General features: G+C 32.4%; 16 protein-coding genes and 1 tRNA gene. 14 read left to right on the top strand and 3 right to left on the bottom strand.

The features are described from left to right. Positions 1–81 precede the first annotated feature (81 nt). Positions 82–447, bottom strand: coding sequence for a DUF4828 domain-containing protein (locus tag PTA89_RS06615; protein ID WP_162917711.1), 366 nt, complete (start codon positions 445–447; stop codon positions 82–84). Between the two features lie 231 nt (positions 448–678). Between PTA89_RS06615 and PTA89_RS06610 the strand changes: the two genes are divergently transcribed. The 10 genes from PTA89_RS06610 to pgmB all read left to right on the top strand — a co-directional run bounded on the left by PTA89_RS06610 (position 679) and on the right by pgmB (position 12,318). Next, positions 679–1,689, top strand: a complete 1,011-nt coding sequence (locus PTA89_RS06610; RefSeq protein ID WP_003705170.1) for a Gfo/Idh/MocA family protein — start codon at positions 679–681, stop codon at positions 1,687–1,689. Positions 1,690–1,707: 18 nt separating this feature from the next. Then, the gene (locus tag PTA89_RS06605; protein WP_081538168.1) at positions 1,708–2,988 is read left to right on the top strand and encodes a DEAD/DEAH box helicase; all 1,281 of its coding nucleotides are present in this window, start codon (positions 1,708–1,710) and stop codon (positions 2,986–2,988) included. A 32-nt stretch (positions 2,989–3,020) separates the two neighbouring features. Next, a complete protein-coding gene (locus PTA89_RS06600; protein WP_003710591.1) occupies positions 3,021–3,434 on the top strand; it encodes a DUF3284 domain-containing protein in 414 nt (137 codons plus the stop codon). Positions 3,435–3,519: 85 nt separating this feature from the next. Next, positions 3,520–3,593, top strand: a tRNA-Arg gene (locus tag PTA89_RS06595). Between the two features lie 99 nt (positions 3,594–3,692). Beyond that, positions 3,693–5,717: a KUP/HAK/KT family potassium transporter gene (locus tag PTA89_RS06590; protein ID WP_324177081.1), complete on the top strand. Its 2,025-nt coding sequence runs from the start codon at positions 3,693–3,695 to the stop codon at positions 5,715–5,717. Between the two features lie 139 nt (positions 5,718–5,856). Next, positions 5,857–6,852: a LacI family DNA-binding transcriptional regulator gene (locus tag PTA89_RS06585; RefSeq protein ID WP_003703033.1), complete on the top strand. Its 996-nt coding sequence runs from the start codon at positions 5,857–5,859 to the stop codon at positions 6,850–6,852. Positions 6,853–7,006: 154 nt separating this feature from the next. Beyond that, on the top strand, positions 7,007–8,362 hold the full coding sequence (locus PTA89_RS06580) for an SLC45 family MFS transporter (protein ID WP_003703075.1): 1,356 nt from the start codon (positions 7,007–7,009) through the stop codon (positions 8,360–8,362). A 3-nt stretch (positions 8,363–8,365) separates the two neighbouring features. Further along, positions 8,366–9,358, top strand: coding sequence for an aldose epimerase family protein (locus PTA89_RS06575; RefSeq protein WP_003705159.1), 993 nt, complete (start codon positions 8,366–8,368; stop codon positions 9,356–9,358). A gap of 14 nt (positions 9,359–9,372) precedes the next feature. Beyond that, positions 9,373–11,637: a glycoside hydrolase family 65 protein gene (locus PTA89_RS06570; protein WP_081509721.1), complete on the top strand. Its 2,265-nt coding sequence runs from the start codon at positions 9,373–9,375 to the stop codon at positions 11,635–11,637. Between the two features lie 9 nt (positions 11,638–11,646). Further along, positions 11,647–12,318, top strand: coding sequence for a beta-phosphoglucomutase (gene pgmB / locus PTA89_RS06565; RefSeq protein WP_003705156.1), 672 nt, complete (start codon positions 11,647–11,649; stop codon positions 12,316–12,318). Between the two features lie 112 nt (positions 12,319–12,430). On the opposite strand, the gene PTA89_RS06560 is transcribed toward pgmB, so the two are convergent. Next, on the bottom strand, positions 12,431–14,038 hold the full coding sequence (locus PTA89_RS06560; protein ID WP_324177080.1) for an APC family permease: 1,608 nt from the start codon (positions 14,036–14,038) through the stop codon (positions 12,431–12,433). A 310-nt stretch (positions 14,039–14,348) separates the two neighbouring features. After that, positions 14,349–15,584, bottom strand: a complete 1,236-nt coding sequence (locus PTA89_RS06555) for an aminopeptidase (RefSeq protein ID WP_324177079.1) — start codon at positions 15,582–15,584, stop codon at positions 14,349–14,351. A 126-nt stretch (positions 15,585–15,710) separates the two neighbouring features. On the opposite strand from PTA89_RS06555, the gene wecB reads away from it, so the two are divergent. From wecB to PTA89_RS06535, 4 genes are all read left to right on the top strand, one after another. After that, complete coding sequence (wecB, locus tag PTA89_RS06550; protein WP_324177078.1) at positions 15,711–16,853, top strand: non-hydrolyzing UDP-N-acetylglucosamine 2-epimerase; 1,143 nt, start codon at positions 15,711–15,713, stop codon at positions 16,851–16,853. Between the two features lie 172 nt (positions 16,854–17,025). Continuing rightward, a complete protein-coding gene (locus tag PTA89_RS06545; RefSeq protein ID WP_324177077.1) occupies positions 17,026–17,820 on the top strand; it encodes a TrmB family transcriptional regulator in 795 nt (264 codons plus the stop codon). A 17-nt stretch (positions 17,821–17,837) separates the two neighbouring features. Beyond that, entirely contained in the window at positions 17,838–18,704 is an 867-nt protein-coding gene (locus PTA89_RS06540; protein ID WP_003703062.1) for a sulfite exporter TauE/SafE family protein, read from the top strand. Positions 18,705–18,717: 13 nt separating this feature from the next. Further along, positions 18,718–19,704 (top strand): ornithine cyclodeaminase family protein, encoded by a 987-nt coding sequence (locus PTA89_RS06535; RefSeq protein WP_004563822.1) that lies wholly within the window; start codon positions 18,718–18,720, stop codon positions 19,702–19,704. The last annotated feature ends 45 nt before the right edge of the window (positions 19,705–19,749 follow it).

Raw genomic sequence — 19,749 nt, 5'->3', positions numbered from 1 at the left:
AGTTAAGAACTAACAATGAAGGTTGGTACATTTTTTTATAAAAAAAACAGTCTTTTAAAACTAAGACTGGTGAAATAATTGCTAATTTAATTTTTCTAAAGGATAGACACGATCATCTGCTTCATCATAAACACTAATTGGAAGCTGATTAACAGCATCTATACGGAGATGATATCCATAATTATCTAGGAACAATAATTCGCGATTATCTAGACTAACGATCTTACCGGGAAGACGCTTGCCATCGATAAAGATTTCCAAATTATCCGCAACTTCTAAGCGATGACTTCGTTTACTAATTTCATCAGTAAACATCCAAACTCCAAAATAAAATGCAGGAATAGTAATTTTGTTTTTTCTATGTTTCTTCTTAGCGTAAAAAAAATTTTTTATGCCATCTTTTAAGAACCACTTAGACCTAACGAAGTGCCTACGTTCCATCACCACTATCAACTCCTCCAAACTTAAAAACACACTAAATACCTCTTATTACCGACTATTATATACTATTTTTTTGGTTGTGGAATAGAAAAAATAAATAATAACTAAAATGAAATAATTCATTATTTTTGTTACAAACCAGAAACAATAAAACGTTTACAATAAAACGTTTACGTTGTAATATAACAGTAATTTTTGGTATGATAAATGTAATAAATTATATATGGAGGAATTATTATGCTCAGACTAGGAATTATTGGAACAGGATGGATTGCTGACCAATTTGTTGAAGCTGCTCATGCAACAAAAAGATGGCAATTATCAGCTGTTTATTCAAGAAGGATGAAGAGAGCTAAAGAATTTGGAAGCAAGTATTCTGAGGATATTGTATATTTTGATCGATTATCCGATTTTTTCCAAAGTGATAGTTTTGATGTAGTATATATTGCTTCTCCAAATAGTCTTCATTTTGAACAAGCTAAAGCTGCAATAATGGCTGGAAAACATGCAATTGTAGAAAAACCAATTACATCTAATCCACAAGAAATGTCACAATTAATAAAAGTATTAAGAAGACATCCACAACAATTTTTATTTGAAGCAGCTAGACATTATCATGAAGAAAACTTCAAAGCTGTTCAACAGGCTGTACAAGGAATGGAAGAAATTCAAGGTGCAACTTTGACTTACATGAAGTATTCATCAAGATATGATGCCTTCTTGGAAGGTAAGAATCCTAATGTATTTTCACCAGATTTTGCTGGTGGTGCTTTACAAGATTTAGGAGTTTATATGGTGTATGATGCACTAGCATGGTTTGGAGTACCAGATAGTGTAAATTACTATGCTACAAAGCTAAATAATGGAATTGATGGAAAAGGTATTGCAATTTTTAATTACCCACAATTCGAAGTAACTTTGCAATTTGGTAAAACTGCAAACTCATATTTACCTGGTGAAATCTATGGTAAGAAAGAAACAATTGTTATGGATAATGCTGCAGATTTAAATGAAGTTTACATTGTCAATGGCGAAGGTGAAAAGACAATTATTTCAGAGTTAGCAGATAATAATCCAATGTTAGCAGAAGTTATAGATTTTGCTGATGTATTAGAAAATCCAGATAGTCTTGAAGCTAGAGATATTGCGGATGAATGGTTAGCTATGTCAGTTGAAGTTAATAAAGTAATGTATAAATTACGTTACTATGCGAAAATAGAATTTCCAAATGATTATGAAGAAGAGTAGAAAGGATTAATTTTAATAATGAATCCAAAATTTGAAGAACAATTCCGTCAAGAAGGATTTACTGAACCTACGTTAATTCAAAAATATGTGTATCCAAAATTAGCTGAAGGAAAGAATGTAGTAGGTTTAGCTCCAACTGGTTCCGGTAAGACTTTAGCGTATTCATTACCATTGCTAGAAAAAATATTACCCAAAGATGGAAGTCAATTATTAATCATGGCTCCTTCTCAAGAATTGGCTGCACAGTTAACAAATACGATAAGACCATGGGCTAAATTAATAGACTTAAGTGTTATTGGTTTGTTAGGTGGTGCTAATGTAAAACGACAAATTGAAAAACTAAAGAAGCATCCAGAAGTAGTTATTGGAACTCCAGGTAGATTGTTAAATTTAATAAATCTAAAGAAACTGAAGCTTCATAAAATTGAATCTATTGTTATTGATGAAGCAGATGAGATGTTAGGTGATGAAGATAGCTTAAATGATGTACGCGAAATCGTTGGTCACTGTCCATCTGAAGCACAAATTAGCTTTTTCTCTGCTACTGAAGCACCTATTCTTTCTGAATTGCATCGTTGGTTTGGTGTTGATGTAGAAAGAATAGATGTTCGAAAAGAAGATAATACACGTGGTGAAGTAACAAACTATATGATAGAAACCCCAACACGTAAACGAACTGAAATGTTAAGAAGATTAGGACATGTTGATGATTTTTATGCTTTAGTTTTCTTTAAACAAACAGCTACTTTACGTGATGTAGCAGAAAAGTTACTTCATATGAAGGTACCAGTAGCTATTTTGTCTAGTGAACAAAGACAAGTAGATAGACAAAAATCATTAAGACAGTTACGTAAAAGAGAAATAAGATTTGTTTTGACAACTGATGTAGCTGCTAGAGGATTAGATTTACCTGATTTACCAGCAGTTGTTAATTATGATTTACCTAAGGATACTAATACTTACATTCATCGCGCAGGAAGAACTGGTCGTATGGGTGCAGATGGTATTGTTGTTAACTTGGGTAATGAACATGATTTACGTTTATTCAAACAATTAATGTCTGGAACAGATTTTGTGATAGAAAAAGGTATATTATATGCTGGAAAATTAATTCCAGAATCTGAAAAAGCATTGATTGCAGTAGAAGATGAAAGACCTAATAAAAAAGCAACAAAGAAGAAAATTAAAGATAAGAAGCCTACTCGTAAGGAAGAAAAGGCTACAGAAAAGAAGAAGAAAAAGCGTAAGCGTAATTTGAAAAATAAGGGCAAGCGTCATGGACGTAAAAAAGATAAGTAGAATAGGACGAAGTAAGAGTTAGAGGTGAGCGGATGAAAGCAGTAACGACTTTACATGTTTCAGCTAAATATTTATTTGAAAGAATTGCTGATAAAACGTTGTATGATATTTTTCAAACAACTGGTCAGGAACTTTCTTTGAATGAATTACAGGGGTATTCTTATTTGACTAAGATTGATATGTATAATGAAGCTCAAATTACAATTACTAGTGTCCTCCCTTACTCAAAGTTTCAGTATATTACTGATACAGCTGATAGTCATGTTACAGAGACCTATAAATTTAAGAGTTTAGCTCAAGATAAAGTAGAAGTTACATTTGAGCAAATAGAAGTTACATCTAATTTTTTGAAAGCTGTAGCTAATAAAATAACTAATATATCTTTGGGCTGGTTAAAGAAACATAACTTTAAAAAGGTTTTAAAACATCTAGAAACTGGATATTAGTAATATAAATATTTTTAATTTAATGATTATTGACTAAACCAAGTTTAATTTATTATACTATATGGTGTTGTCAATAATTAACAATGCACTCGTAGCTCAGCTGGATAGAGCAACCGCCTCCTAAGCGGTAGGTCATCGGTTCAAATCCGATTGAGTGCATTTTATCGAAGTTATATACCGAGATAGCAATTTAAATAGTCGGGGGAGCCAGTAGGTTTTCCCGGCTTTTTAAGTATTTAAAAACGATTGGAGATTGAAATGAAAGTAAAAAGAAAAATCTTTTGGGGAGCTTTAATAACTCTAGGGATAGTTTATGGTGATATTGGGACATCACCTTTGTATGTAATGAAAGCTCTAATTATGGATGCTGGAGGATTAAATGGGCTAACCGAAGATTACATAATTGGATGTCTATCACTGGTTTTTTGGACTTTAATGTTAATGACAACAATAAAGTATGTTTTAATAGCGTTGAGGGCAGATAATCACGGTGAAGGTGGAATTTTTGCCTTATATGCATTGGTACGTAATAAGAAAAAGTGGCTGATATTACCGGCGTTACTAGGTGGTGCGGCTTTATTAGCAGATGGAACTTTAACACCTGCTGTTACTGTAACAAGTGCTATTGAAGGTTTAAAGGGTATTTCGATTGGTTCTCAGCCGTGGATAAATACACAGTTAGAAGTTAATTTAGTAACATTTGTAATTCTATTAGTACTATTTTTGATTCAACGATTTGGTACAAGTTTTATTGGTAAAGCTTTTGGACCATTGATGTTGTTATGGTTCTCATTTCTAGCAATTTTTGGAATTGTTAACTTAATTCATGAGCCATTGGTATTGAGGGCTTTGTCGCCTCATTATGGATTAATGTTGTTGTTTTCTCCTGCTAATAAAGTAGGAATATTTATTTTAGGAAGTGTCTTCCTGGCAACAACTGGAGCAGAAGCTTTATATTCTGACATGGGTCATGTTGGTAAGAGAAGTATATATTTAACTTGGCCATTTGTTTGTGGGGCATTAGTATTAAATTATTTTGGACAGGGAGCATATTTGATTAAAAATCTTGGTAATTTTAAAACTACTGGTGATATTTTTAATCCGTTTTATGAGATGCTACCTTCCAGTGTCTATTTATTTGGCGTACTAATTTCAACGATTGCTGCAATCATAGCCTCTCAAGCTTTAATTACTGGATCATTCACATTAGTTGAAGAAGCAGTCGGATTGAAATTACTACCTAAAATGAAAGTAGAACATCCTTCTTTATCCAGAGGTCAAATTTATATTCGTACGATAAATTGGTCATTATGTATTTGTACTCTGTTAGTTTTGGCATACTTTAGAACTTCTGAAAGAATGGAAGCAGCTTATGGTTTAGCAATTACAATTACAATGCTTATGACAACTATTTTGTTATCACAATATCTTAAGGATAAAGTAAATGTAGTGTTTAATGGGATTTTCTTAGCTGTTTTCTTGTCAGTTGAATTGATATTCTTAATCTCTAGTTTAACTAAGTTTACACATGGTGGTTACGTAACTCTATTAATCACGCTTCTGATACTATTAATTATGGTAATTTGGTATTTTGGTAATAAATTACGTGATTATCTAAGTGATGAAGAAGAATGGGTATCGTTAAGTGATTATAAAGATGTATTACAGGAACTATCAAATGATGATAGGATTCCACTTTATATCAGTAATTTAGTAATGTTGACTAAAGTAGATAAAAGAACTTATAAAGTTAAAAGAGAAACACTGTATTCAATTTTAGATAAGTCTCCTAAGAAAGCCAAAGTATATTGGTTTGTAACAGTTAATACTACTAGTGATCCATATACAAATTATTATACAGTTGATATGATGGGAACAAGAAACATTGTTAATCTACAACTTTATTTAGGATTTAAAATGGATCATCGCGTAAACCTTTATTTGAGACAAGTAGTTGAAGACTTAATCGAAAATGATATTATCGATGAACAACTTCAAAAGTATACAACTATGCCTGGAAGAAAGATAGGGGATTTCCGCTTTATTATCATTCAAGAACTACTATCTCCAAATACAAGAGTAAGAGGATGGCAACATTTACTTATTTCTGCCAGAATCTTTATTCAAAACCATAGTACTAACCCAATTCAATGGTTTGGACTTGAATTTAGTGAGGTTAAGGTTGAAAAGGTACCATTGCTATTGAAGAAACGAAGAATACCAGCAATGGAACAAAGAATGATTTTGAATCCTAAAGATGTAAAACGTAGTACAAAAGAATAATATAAAAAAGATAGGTTGACAGTTAAATGTTACCTATCTTTTATATATATGTCTTTAATACAATTTATAGTAGAAAACATAATGTTAAATATTGTATAGTAGATATGAGAATAAATTTAAGAGAAATACGAGGGATTGTATGACTACAATTAGAGATGTCGCAAAATTAGCTGGTGTTTCTCCATCAACAGCTTCAAGAGCGATGCATGACAGTAATTTAATTAGTGATAAGACGAAGGAAAAAGTAAGAAAAGCAATGGAGGAGTTGAATTTTTCTCCTAATTACGCTGCACAAAGTTTGGCCAATAGGTTTTCAAAAACAATTGGGGTTATTTTACCAATAAGAGAAGAATCTGTTGGTAATAATCCATTTTTTATTCAAATACTTCAAGGAATTTCGACTATTTGTAATGCACATGATTATATAGTTTCGTTAGCGACAGGTCAAAAAGAAGAAGAATTAATCCAAAATATCGATAATTTAATAAATAGGGGTAATGTTAAGAACTTTATTTTTCTTTATTCGAAAGAAAATGATGTGATTCTAGAATATGTTAAGAAACAAAAAGATGTGTTTTATGTGATTGTGGGTAAACCATATGACAATATTGAAAGTACATCATATGTGGATAACGATAATATTCAAGCTAGTAGCGATGCGACTAATTATCTAATCAATAAGGGACATCAAAATATATGCTATGTATATACTAATCTGGACGAAATGGTACAAGATGATAGATATGTAGGATATAGGCTAGCGGTTAAAGAAAAATTATTTAATTCATATAAATTAAACTTTTCAAGTGATAATCGGGAAGAAAATAAGGAAAAGTTACTAACTTTTATCAAAGCAAATCCACAAGTAAATGGGATTGTTGCATGCGATGATATAACAGGATTAACTGTTCAACAAATATTGATAGAATCTGGGATAGATTTAGAAAAGTATGAAATTGTAACATTTAATAATTCTATCTATACTCAAATTGCTAAACCCATGATAACTGCAGTAGAAATTTTTCCAAGATTTTTAGGATCAGAAGCAGCTGTCTTAGCAATAAATAATGGGCAAAAAACATTAGATGTGGGGACTAAACACATAATTGTTCCACATAAAATTATAGAGCATTAAAAAGTCACGAAAAAAATTGTGATTTTTTCAAAATTTTTTATTGCAAACGGTTGCAAAAGAAAACGTTATCTGCTATTATATTTATTGTCGAAATGAAAGAATGCGATTTCATTTTTGATGATTTTATTACATTTATCTAGGAGTGTGATCTTATATGAGCGAAAAGGCGCAAAGTTCACAAGCAACAAAAGGTTTGCCTGACGTTAGTAGAAGTTTAATTTGGATGATAAACTTTGGATTCTTAGGAGTTCAAACAGCATTTACGTTACAAAGTTCGCAAATGTCTCGAATTTTCCAAACATTAGGTGCGGATCCTAATAGTCTTGGTTGGTTCTTCATTTTACCACCGTTAGCTGGCTTATTAGTGCAACCGGTTGTAGGGTATTATTCAGACCGTACATGGGCACCAAAATTAGGTGGTCGTAGATTGCCATATTTACTATTAGGTACATTAATTGCCGTTATTGTAATGATTTTATTGCCTAATTCTGGTAGTTTTGGTTTTGGATATGGTTCATTAGCAGCTTTGCTATTTGGTGCTATAACTGTTGCGTTCTTAGACGTTTCATCTAACATGGCTATGCAACCATTTAAAATGATGGTTGGTGATATGGTAAATGATGATCAAAAGAGTTATGCATATGGTATTCAAAGTTTCTTATCCAACACAGGGGCTGTAATCGCAGCTGTTCTTCCTTTCTTATTTGCATATATGGGATTAAAGAATACAGCTGCTAAAGGGGTTGTTCCTCAAACTGTTGTGGTAGCATTTTATGTAGGCGCTGCATTACTTATCATTACAAGTTTGTTTACCATCTTTAAAGTAAAAGAATATGATCCTGAAACATATGCTTTATATCATGGTATTTCTACAGAAGCAAATGAAGAAAAAGTTAGTTGGATTCAATTATTGAAGACAGCACCTAAAGCATTCTGGACAGTTACTTTAGTTCAATTCTTCTGCTGGTTTGCATTCCAATACTTGTGGACATATTCAGCTGGTGCAATTGCTGAAAATGTATGGCATACAACAAACGCAACATCTCAAGGATATCAAGCAGCTGGTAACTGGTATGGAGTTTTGGCAGCGGTTCAATCTATCGCAGCTGTTGTATGGTCATATGTATTAGCTAAAGTTCCTAATAAATATCACAAAGCAGGTTACTTCTCAAGTTTATTACTAGGTGCATTAGGATTCTTATCAATTTTCTTTGTTTCTAATCAATATGTTTTGATTGTTTCTTATATTCTTGTAGGTATTGCATGGGCAGGTATTAATACATATCCATTGACAATTGTTACAAATGCATTATCAGGAAATCACATGGGAACATACTTAGGTTTATTTAATGGTTCAATTTGTTTACCACAAATCGTTGCATCTTTACTAAGTTTTGGTTTATTCCCTCTACTAGGCGGACATCAAGCAAATATGTTCTTAGCAGCCGGAATTGTTTTAGCATTAGGTGCATTTTCAGTATTACTAATTAAAGAAACACATGAGGCATAATTTATGATAGAAGAAGAACATTTTGGATATATTGGAAATAAAGAAATTTCAAAATATATTCTAAAAAATAAGCAACAAACACGAGTTGGAATTTTAAATTTGGCAGGAATAATTCAAGAATTCTCAATAGTAGTAAATTCTAAGCGGAAAAATTTGGTTGTTAATTTTGACACACCTAATGAGTATGTAGAAAATAACTTTCAAATTTGTAAGCAAATAGGAAGAGTTGCTGGAAGAATAAAAGGTGCAAGTTTTGAACTTGATAATATGCAATATACAGTAGAAGCTAATGAAGGTTCTAATGCATTGCATGGAGGCTCACATGGTTTAAGCACCCAAATCTTGGATGCCAAAATTACAGGAAACACTTTAATCTTATTTACGAGATTAAAACATGAAGTAGATGGTTATCCAGGAGATATAGACTTGGAAATAAGTTATAGTTTGGATGATGATAATTGCTTGAGTGTGGGATATAAGGCTAAAGCAATTGGAAGTACAGTTTTTGATCCAACGGTGCATGTCTATTGGAGATTACCACAAGGGTTGAAGAATTCCAAGTTGATAATTCCTACTGGTCAACATGTAGAAACAGATGTGGAAAATATTCCAACTGGTAATTTTGATACGAATGAGAAGTATAATTTACAAAAAGAAAAATATTTATCAAATGTAATAGAAGAACTAAGATCTGATGAAATTGCAGGTTTAGACGATATCTATAAAGTTGATGCTAGTGACGATAAAGTGGTTGCTAGACTTGCCAATATGGAAGATAATATTAATATAGATATTTTTAGTAATAGAAATGGACTGATTGTTTTTACAGCTGATCCTATAGATGTAGCTAATCATGACAAGGGTATTTACAATGCAGTGGCAACTGAAGCTCAAACAGTTTCTGATTCGTTGCATCATCCAGATTTTGGTGATATAAGGTTGTATGATGGTCAGGAAAAAAATTACGAAATAAAATATAAAGTAAGTATAGTTTGAAAGGAAGTCTAATTATGAAGAGAATATTTGAAGTTGATCCATGGAAAGTTATTTCTCATGAACTAAAGCCTGAAGATAAACGATTACAAGAAAGTATGACAAGTATTGGTAACGAATATATGGGTATGCGTGGGATGTTTGAAGAAAAATATTCTGGCGATACACATAAAGGTATCTATTTAGGTGGAGTTTGGTTCCCTGATAAGACAGTTGTTGGTTGGTGGAAAAATGGTTACCCACATTATTTTGGTAAAGTTATAAACGCTGTGGACTTTGTATCTGTTGATATTAAAGTAAATGGTGAATCCATTGACTTAGCTAAAGATAGTTATTCTGATTATGAAGTTAGTCTTGATATGAAGAAAGGTATTTTAACTCGTAGCTATGTAGTTGATAAAGATGGAGCTAAGGTAAAGGTAACATCTACTCGTTTTGTAAGTATTGCATTTAAAGAACTATATGCTAATAAATTAACTTTTGAAAATCTGGGCTCAGAACCTGTAACTTTAGAAGTTGATTCTGTAATTGATGCAGATGTATACAATGAAGATGCAAATTATGATGAACAATTCTGGAATGTTTTGAGTAAACAAGTATCTGCTAAAGATGGAAGATTAGTTGCACAAACAATTCCAAACAATTTTGGTACACCTCAATTTACTACTGAGATGGCAATGCATCATGTTACTGACATGGAAGCTAAAGGCTTAGGTAAAGAAGAAGACAAGCAAGTTGTTAATACTTTTGCTAAAGAATTGGCAGCCAATGAACAAGTAGCATTTGAAAAACGTGTAATTGTTACAACATCTCGTGACTATGCAGATGAGAAAGATTTAGATGAAGCAACAAGTAAATTATTAGATTCACAAGCAGAAAAGACATTTAGTGAACTATTAACTGCTCATGAAGAAGCATGGGATAAGAGATGGGAAAAGGCTGATGTTAAGATCGAAGGCAGTGACGAAGCACAACAAGGTATTCGTTTCAACTTATTCCAACTATTCTCAACATACTATGGTGATGATGCTCGTCTAAATATTGGACCAAAAGGCTTTACTGGTGAAAAATATGGTGGTGCAACTTACTGGGATACAGAAGCATTTGCTGTTCCACTTTACTTAGCATTGGCTGATAAAGAAGTTACTCATAATCTTCTTGAATACCGTCATAATCAATTACCAGGTGCATACCATAACGCACAAGAACAAGGTCTAAAAGGTGCTTTATATCCAATGGTAACGTTTAATGGTATTGAATGCCATAATGAATGGGAAATTACTTTTGAAGAAATTCATCGTAATGGTACAATTGCATATGCTATTTACAACTATACACGTTATACTGGCGATGAAGAATATGTGACACATGATGGATTTGATGTTTTGACAGGTATTGCACGTTTCTGGGCAGATAGGGTGCATTACTCACAACGTAAGGGATTATACATGATTCATGGTGTAACAGGTCCTAATGAATATGAAAACAATGTAAATAATAACTGGTATACAAACATGCTTGCTAAATGGTGCTTGAATTACACTAATGAAATTGCAGATAAGGTTTCTGATGAAAAATTAGCGGAATTAGGACTTACTGAAGAAGAACGTAACAAGTGGCATGAAATTGCAGATAATATGTATCTACCAGAAGACAAGGAATTAGGAATCTTTGTACAACATGATACATTCTTAGATAAAGATTTAACACCAGTAGCTGATATTCCTGCTGATCAATTACCATTAAACCAAAATTGGTCATGGGATAAGATTTTAAGATCACCATATATCAAGCAAGGTGATGTAATGCAAGGAATTTGGTACTTTATCGATAAATTCCCAGAAGATGTTAAGAAACGCAACTTTGAATTCTACGAACCATTAACAGTACATGAATCTAGTTTATCTCCTTCTGTACACGCAATTATTGCTGCTGATTTGCACAAAGAAGATAAAGCTGTAGAAATGTATTCTAGAACTGCACGTCTTGATTTAGATAACTACAACAATGATACTAATGATGGATTGCATATCACATCAATGACTGGTTCTTGGTTAGCTATTGTTCAAGGATTTGCTGGTATGAGAGTAATTGATGATGAACTTCAATTCTCACCATTTGTACCAAAAGATTGGGAAGGTTATAACTTCCGTATTAACTTCCGTGACAGATTACTTGAAGTTACTGTAAATAAAGAAGGTTCATCTATTAAATTGCTAAAAGGCGATGATTTAACAATCAAGTTAAATGGTGAATCTTTGACATTAACAACAGAAAAGTAGGTGAATAGTTTGAAGGGTGTAGTATTTGATTTAGATGGTGTAATTACTGATACAGCTAAATTTCACTTTAAAGCTTGGAGTCAACTTGCAAAAGAAAAATTTGATTTAACTCTACCAGCTGAATTTGAAAGTAAGTTGAAGGGAATTAGTAGAATTGAATCTTTAGAAAGAATTTTGGAATTTGGCAATTTGAGCGATAAGTATACAAGTGATCAAGTAGCTGAAATGGCAAATGAAAAAAATACTTATTACGTAGCAGCAATTGATAGTCAATTAACTGAAAATGATATCTTACCAGGAGTAAAAAGATTACTTGATGAGTTGAAAGAACATGGCATGAAACTAGCAATAGCTTCTGCCTCTAAGAATGCTCCACATATTTTAGAAAAGCTAGGAATCATTGATGAGTTTGATGCAATTGCTGATCCAGCTAAGGTAGCTAAAGGCAAGCCAGCTCCAGATATCTTTATTGCAGGTGCTGAAGCAATTAATTTAGATCCTAAAGATTGTGTAGGCGTAGAAGATGCAGTGGCTGGAGTAGCTGCTATCAAGTCTGCAGGAATGGTTGCAGTTGCAGTTGGTGATAAGGATGAATTAAGCCAAGCTGATGAAGTTGTACCAAGTACACAAGATTTTAGTTATGAATTGTTTAATCAAGTGTGGAATAAAGTGAATAAGTAAATAAGAGAATAAGATGTGATTGAGAGAAGAAGATATTAACTGATTTTGGTTAATATCTTTTTTTTGCGTATAAAAATGAGGATCAGAGAAAGAACTCTAATCCTCATTTCTTTTAAATATTTGGATTCTTACGACCTATCATAGTAATTACAATTAAGGCAATAATTGATTCAATTGCAATATATAATCCGCGCAAAGCTAGATGAGTACCACCAAGACAGAGATTAAAAATAATAGATACAATGACGATGCCTAAAATAGCAATCCACTGACCTCTATTAAAGGCGATGCCATATTTTTCTTCGCGTCGGCGAATAGAAGGTAAGATAGCACCTAAACCAATTAAAACTACGATTGCAACAATATTAATAATTAATTCATACCACCATGTATGACTGAATTGCTTAACATCTTGAGGTGTAATTCCCAAAATAGTAGCAATAGCAGTTACAGCAAGTAACAAGAAACCAACAATATAAGCCAGTTTGTCATTTTTTATGTAAACATATTCTGATGGATATTTAGCTGAATTTTTACGAACACGCATGAAGGCATAGAAAATCCAGCAGGTAACGCCAGGAGAAATAATACCGTTTAAATTCAAAAGCCAATTAAATACATCATTCATTTCTGGTAAGAATACCCCTAATAGCATGATGAAAGCTGATAATGAGCTAGTTAAGATATAGCCATTAATAGGTAGGCCATCGCTATTAGTTTTACGTAAGAATTTAGGCATGAATTTATCACCAGTGTCTGAGATTAACATACGTGTCATAGCATCCAATAGAACCGCTAGTAAAGCACACATATAAAGAACAGAAGTCCAAGCGTAGATGTACATGAATAATTTACCTACACCAAGTTGTTGTCCTAAAGCTTGAAAAGCATAGTAAGAACCGTTCATCTTTAAATCATTTGGTAAGTGATAAGCATTAAAATAGATACCTAATGCAAATGAACCAAAAATAGTTAAGAAAGCTGTCATGATTGATAAAGCGATCATTGACTTAGGGAAATCACGTTTAGGTTTTTTCATCTTAGTAACATAAGGAGCAATGAGTTCACAACCATTAACTGCATAGATTAACATACCAACAGTTGACCAGTATTTTAGATCAAATTTAGGGATGATTGTTTTCCAAGTCATAGGTTGAGTTGCCATATGACCGCCATTCTTAGCTAAACCAAAAAAAGCTAAAACAACAAACAAAATTGTCATAATGAACATCATACCGCCACCGATTGTTGAAAGGAGTTCCATTGAATTTTTCAAGTGACGTTGAATAAAAATAAATACGATGAAAATTAAAAAAGTCCAAAATGTAAATTCAGCATTAGACATTGTATCTTGAAATTTATTTGATCCAGTAAATGCCCAGCCAAAACCAACTACAACAGAATTTGCAGAATCAACTACGTAAGGTACGGAAGCAGCCCAATAAGTCCAAGCAGTGAAGTAACCGAGAAATTCTCCGTTAGTTCCACGAATCCATGAACTAAGACCACCACCTTCTTTATTAAAAATACCACCAAGTTGTCCAACGATTAAAGAATAAGGAATAACATATAAAAATAGCATCAAAACCCAGGAAGTAATAACAGTCATTCCTTGGTTTTGAAAATTATACATAATATCATCAAAACCGATAACAGTAACAAAGGCCATTAAAGTTAAGATAGGCCAAGAAATATAATTCTTACTATGTAAATTATCCATAAAATTTCCTCCTTTTTATAAAATAATAAGAACGCACGAATAAAAGAATATATTAAGATATATATTTATGCAAGATAAAAAAGTAGAAAAAGCAATTTATCAAGATTTGGATATAGGACCAATTTTTTAATTTATACAAAATAATCGGTTTTAAAATTAGAAATTGCAGAAATTAAAGAATTGGTCCTGTGTGAAAATAAGAAATTGCTAGTAAGTGGTGATAAATTATGTAAAGCAAAGTTATATGTTTAAACAATATAAATAGCGCTTGAGAAAAATTCCTCTCAAGCGCATTTTAGCAGTATTATTTTTATGCCCAGTCACCGTTTCTAAAAATAGGAATAATAGTACCATCTTCTTTGATACCATCAATATCCATATCAGCTGAGCCCATCATGAAGTCGACATGAGTTTGACTAATATTGATGCCGTGTTCCTTTAATTCTTCGTCTGACATTTTAGTACCACCTTGAATTGAGAAAGGATAAGCAGCACCTAAAGCCATGTGGTTGCTTGCATTTTCATCAAATAAAGTATTAAAGAAAGTAATACCGGATTGTGAAATTGGCGATGGATCTGGAACTAATGAAACTTCTCCTAATGAAGTAGCACCATCGTCAGTTTTGATAAGTTCTTCTAAGATATTTTGTCCTTTATCAGCTGTGACTTTAGTAACTTTGCCATTTTTAAATTCAAAGTGCATATTTTCAATAATATTACCAGCATAGCTCAAAGGTTTAGTTGAACCGACATAACCGTCAATGTGACGAGCATCAGGTGCTGTGAAGACTTCTTCAGTTGGCATATTTGCCATAAATTCAATTCCAGCATCATTATAGCTACCAGCACCTTCCCAAATATGATTTTTTGGAAGTCCAACAGTAATGTCAGTAATTGGGGAAATGTAATGAAGAGCTTTAAATTGCTCTTTATTTAACCAATCAGCTTTAGTACGTAAAGTTTCATCATGTTTCTTCCAAGCAGCAATAGGATCTTCTTGATCGATACGTGTAGTTTTAAAAATTTCTTCCCACAATTTGTCAACTGCTGCATCACCCTTTAAATCAGGGAAAACTTTTTCAGCCCATTTAACACCAGCTGCACCAACAACAGTCCAGCTTAAATCGTTATTTTGAGTGGCTTTTCGTACAACATTTAAAGCTTTACCATTAGCTTTTTGGAATATAGATACACGATTATGATCTAATCCGTTAAAAGCATCAGGATCTTCAGAGATAACAGAAATACGTGCAGCTTTATTATCAGCAATATATTCAGCTTCTTTTACAAGATAGTCAGGAATATTTTCAAGACGTTCTTGATTAGCAAATTCTAAAAATTGACGAGAAGTAAATGTATCTGACCACTTAACCATAACTTCACTTGCTCCAGCAGCATATGCTTCTTTAACAATTAAGTGAGCTAATTCTTGTTGTTCAACGTTAATGTATAATACAACTGGTTGGTTTGGTTGGACATTTACACCAATTTTAACAATTAATTCAGCATATTTTTGTAGTTTTTCTTTAAAATTTGGAATTGTCATAATGGACCTCCATTCAAAGTAGATTTGTAAATTTAATATATCATAAATACCATAAAAACTGACAATAAAAGCACTGGATTTGTTATACTTTTAATGAAAACATATTTTGAAGAGGGACGGATGTTAATGAAAAAAATAAAAGTAATGACGGTTTTTGGAACAAGGCCAGAAGCAATAAAAATGGCACCGTTAGTATTGGAATTACAAAAACAAAGTCAGCGTTTTGAAGCAATTACAACAGTATCTGCACAACATCGCGAAATGTTAGACCAAGTTTTAGATATTTTTCATATCAAGCCTGACTATGATTTAAATATTATGCATGCCAGACAAACTTTGACTGATATAACTTCTAATGTACTAATCAATCTAGATAAAATCTTAAAAGAGGCTAAACCGGATATTGTATTAGTTCATGGGGATACAACAACTACATTTGCTGCAAGTGTAGCAGCATTTTATAATCAAATACCTATTGGACACGTGGAAGCAGGACTTAGAACATGGGAAAAATATTCTCCATATCCTGAAGAAATGAATCGCCAAATGACAGATGCGATGACAGACTTGTACTTTGCTCCTACAAATCAAAGTAAAGCTAATTTGCTTAAAGAAAACCATAAAGAAGATAATATCTATATTACAGGAAATACAGCTATAGATGCACTTAAACAAACAGTAGATAAAGAGTATCACCATGATATTCTAGATAAGGTTTCTCCTGATAATAAATTAATTTTACTAACAATGCATCGTCGCGAAAACCAGGGAGAACCTATGAGACGTGTGTTTAAAGTAATTCGTGAAGTAGTTGAATCAAGAGAAGATGTAGAAGTTATTTATCCAGTTCATTTAAGTCCGGCAGTTCAAGAAACAGCAAAAGAAATTTTAGGAAATACAGAAAGAATACACTTGATTTCACCACTTGATGTTGTTGACTTTCATAATTTAGCAGCTAGAAGTTACTTTATTATGACAGATTCTGGTGGTGTTCAAGAAGAAGCACCTTCATTAGGTAAACCGGTATTAGTATTGAGAGATACAACTGAACGTCCAGAGGGTGTAGAAGCAGGTACTTTAAAATTAGTCGGTACAGAGTCTGAAAAAGTAAAGGAAGAAATGGAAGAGTTGCTAGATAATGATGCTGAATATCAAAGAATGGCACAAGCAAAGAATCCATATGGCGATGGAAAGGCATCGGAACGAATTTTAGATGCAATTGCGTATTATTTTGGTGTGACAGATAAAAAGCCAATAGAGTTTGAATAATAGTAATAGGACTAGTTGTTTTCTGACGACTAGTTTTATTTTTTTACAATTTGTGAAAAGGATATCAATCTGTACTATTAAAATGCTTTTGTGAAAAAATACACTTGAAATTAATCAACAATTGCATTATAGTAGTTACTGTAAGGTACTACTATAAGGAGGTAAAGATCAAATGCTTGATATATCAACAGTCATGAGAAAATATGGGTTCAATGAATCAGAAATAAAAGTTTATCTCACCTTAATTAATCATGAACAGATGACAGGGTATGAAGTTAGCAAATTATCTGGTGTGGCTCGTTCAAAAGTTTACAATGTCTTAGAAAATTTAATACAAAAGAATATGGTTTTAGTAAATCAAACAGAAAATAAGATGTACCGTGCAATTCCTACAGATGAATTTTTAGCAAGACTTGAGCATATTTTTAAGAATGACTTAAGAAATCTGAAGCAAGGTTTTAAAGAAATTAAAGAACCTAAACGAGATGCTGGACACCTTTGGAAGATTAATGATTACACAAGTATGATTGAAAAAATAAAATATGTTATCAGTAACGCAAAAGAAAGTATATATATTCAAATATGGACTTCTGATATTGATGATGAGCTGGTTAATTTAATAAAATTGGCAGAAAAACGACTTACTAAAGTAGTTATTATTTTGTTCAAAGATAGTGAAGATAATTTTGATTTTAAAAATGTGTATTACCATGGTTTTGAAAAGGATAAGTTATCAGATTTCGGTTCTCGTTGGATTAATGTTGTTGCAGATAACAAGCAAGTAGTGTACGGCACTATTAATCATCATACAACAAATGTAATTTGGACAGAAAATACAGCTATGATAAGTTTAGCTTCAGAATATGTAAAACATGATGCGTATACTTTGAAGATTTTTAGAGATTTACCGGAAGATCTAAAGAAAGAGTATGGTGTGGATTTTGAAGGAGTAAGGGAAATTTATTGAGAGGATAGTGAAAGAAAATGGTTAGGTATATATTATTAACAATGGTTGTAATTGTAAACGGATACTTTGCAACTGTATTTATCCGTGATTTATTGAAACATAAGCAGGAATTTAAGGAAGAACCAGCTGATTCTAAATGGTTAGCATTGTCATCATTTATTATATTCTTTTTATCAACATTTGGAATTTCTGATTTTGCAATTGGTACTGTTCTATATCAAAAAGCTAAATGGGTAAGCATGAAAAAATTGCCAGGAACTTTGAATACAGAATGCGTAATACCTGTAGCAGTTATGGCTTTGAGCTATATTACTGGAATATCAGTTGGTATCAAAACTTTATTGGTTTGTATCATTTGCCAAGTTATCGGTGCATATTTAGGACCACGTTTTGTAGTTAAATTGCCAGAAAAAACCATTAAAGTTTTTGTAGGGATTGGTTTAATTATCGCTTCACTTTTGATCGTTGCTGGTCAGTTAAAATTAATTCCTTCAAATGGGACTGCAACAGAATTATATGGTTGGAAACTGATTTTAGCAGGATTTTTACTTTTTGTATATGGTGCGTTGAATAACATTGGGATTGGATCATATGCGTTGACAATGGTGACAGTATATTTACTAGGATTAAATCCAATTGCAGCTTTTCCTATTATGATGGGGGCATGTACATTCTCTGTTCCGGTTGGTTCAGTTCAATTTATTAAATTGGATGACTATAGTAGAAAAATAACTCTATTCACTGCAACTTTTGGGGTGTTAGGTGTATTAGTAGCTGTATTCTTGGTAAAGCAACTAAATACATATCTTTTAAATTGGTTAGTAGTAATTGTCTTGCTATATAGTGCCTATACTATGTTATCAAAGCAAAAAGAAGAAGCTTAGGGAGGAAATATGAATGTTAATTTTAAAAAAAGATGATATAAAAAAGTGTTTTACAATGAGAGATGCGATTGAAGCAGATAAAGAAGCTTTAGAGATATATTCTGAAGGAAAAGCTAAGGTGCCATTAAGAACCAATATTGATATAGATGAAAAAAATGGACAAAATCTTTATATGCCAGCTTATGTTGGAGGAAACCAAGCTGCTGCTGGATTAAAAATCGTTTCTGTTTATCCTGATAATATTTCTAAGGGTTTACCAAGTGTGCCAGCGACAGTAATAACTTTAGATGCTGATACTGGAGAATTAGGTGCGGTAATTGAAGGTACTTATTTGACACAGTTAAGAACGGGTGCTGTTCAAGGTGCAGCCACAGAGTTATTAGCTAGAAAAGATGCTAAAGTTGGAGCTTTGATAGGGACTGGTGGACAAGCAGCAACACAACTAGAAGCAATGATAGAAGTTAGAGATTTAGAAGAAATTAGAATTTTTGATATAGATTTTAGCAGGGCTAAAAAGTTTGCTGAATTAATGGCAGATAAATTCAATAAAAATATTTATCCATGTCAAACTGCTAAAGAATGTGTTGAAAATGCCGATATTATTACAACAGTTACTACTTCAAAACGTGCAACTTTCAATGATGAATGGGTTAAACCAGGAGCACATATTAATGGGATTGGAGCATATACGCCAGAAATGTGTGAAATACCATGTGAAACAATAAAAAGAGCTAAAACCATTGTTTTTGATACTCTTGATGGAGTTTGGCAAGAAGCTGGTGATTTTATTCAACCATTAAATAAAGGTGAAATTAGTAAAGATATGATTACTGGTGAGTTAGGACAATTAGTGGCAGGGAAAATAAAAGGTAGAACTAGTGATGATGAAATAACTATTTTTAAAACAGTTGGAACAGCTGTTTTAGATGTTTATATTGCAGATAAGATTGTAAAAAAAGCACAAGCTAATGGATATGGACACGAGTTTGAATTAAATTAAAGAGTTAGCAACTAAAAAAGGAAGCAAAGATCAAAAAAATCTTTG

The sequence above is a fragment of the Ligilactobacillus salivarius genome, from assembly GCF_035231985.1.
In the GTDB taxonomy this organism is placed as follows: Bacteria; Bacillota; Bacilli; order Lactobacillales; family Lactobacillaceae; genus Ligilactobacillus; species Ligilactobacillus salivarius.
The sequence above is the reverse complement of the archived record's forward strand: the minus strand, read 5'-3'. Positions and strand labels throughout refer to the sequence as shown.

Coding starts and splice junctions, on each gene's coding strand:
- PTA89_RS06610 (WP_003705170.1), top strand. CDS start 679: ATGCTCAGACTAGGAATTATTGGAACAGGATGGATTGCTGACCAATTT.
- PTA89_RS06605 (WP_081538168.1), top strand. CDS start 1,708: ATGAATCCAAAATTTGAAGAACAATTCCGTCAAGAAGGATTTACTGAA.
- PTA89_RS06600 (WP_003710591.1), top strand. CDS start 3,021: ATGAAAGCAGTAACGACTTTACATGTTTCAGCTAAATATTTATTTGAA.
- PTA89_RS06590 (WP_324177081.1), top strand. CDS start 3,693: ATGAAAGTAAAAAGAAAAATCTTTTGGGGAGCTTTAATAACTCTAGGG.
- PTA89_RS06585 (WP_003703033.1), top strand. CDS start 5,857: ATGACTACAATTAGAGATGTCGCAAAATTAGCTGGTGTTTCTCCATCA.
- PTA89_RS06580 (WP_003703075.1), top strand. CDS start 7,007: ATGAGCGAAAAGGCGCAAAGTTCACAAGCAACAAAAGGTTTGCCTGAC.
- PTA89_RS06575 (WP_003705159.1), top strand. CDS start 8,366: ATGATAGAAGAAGAACATTTTGGATATATTGGAAATAAAGAAATTTCA.
- PTA89_RS06570 (WP_081509721.1), top strand. CDS start 9,373: ATGAAGAGAATATTTGAAGTTGATCCATGGAAAGTTATTTCTCATGAA.
- PTA89_RS06560 (WP_324177080.1), bottom strand. CDS start 14,038: ATGGATAATTTACATAGTAAGAATTATATTTCTTGGCCTATCTTAACT.
- PTA89_RS06555 (WP_324177079.1), bottom strand. CDS start 15,584: ATGACAATTCCAAATTTTAAAGAAAAACTACAAAAATATGCTGAATTA.
- wecB (WP_324177078.1), top strand. CDS start 15,711: ATGAAAAAAATAAAAGTAATGACGGTTTTTGGAACAAGGCCAGAAGCA.
- PTA89_RS06545 (WP_324177077.1), top strand. CDS start 17,026: ATGCTTGATATATCAACAGTCATGAGAAAATATGGGTTCAATGAATCA.
- PTA89_RS06540 (WP_003703062.1), top strand. CDS start 17,838: ATGGTTAGGTATATATTATTAACAATGGTTGTAATTGTAAACGGATAC.
- PTA89_RS06535 (WP_004563822.1), top strand. CDS start 18,718: ATGTTAATTTTAAAAAAAGATGATATAAAAAAGTGTTTTACAATGAGA.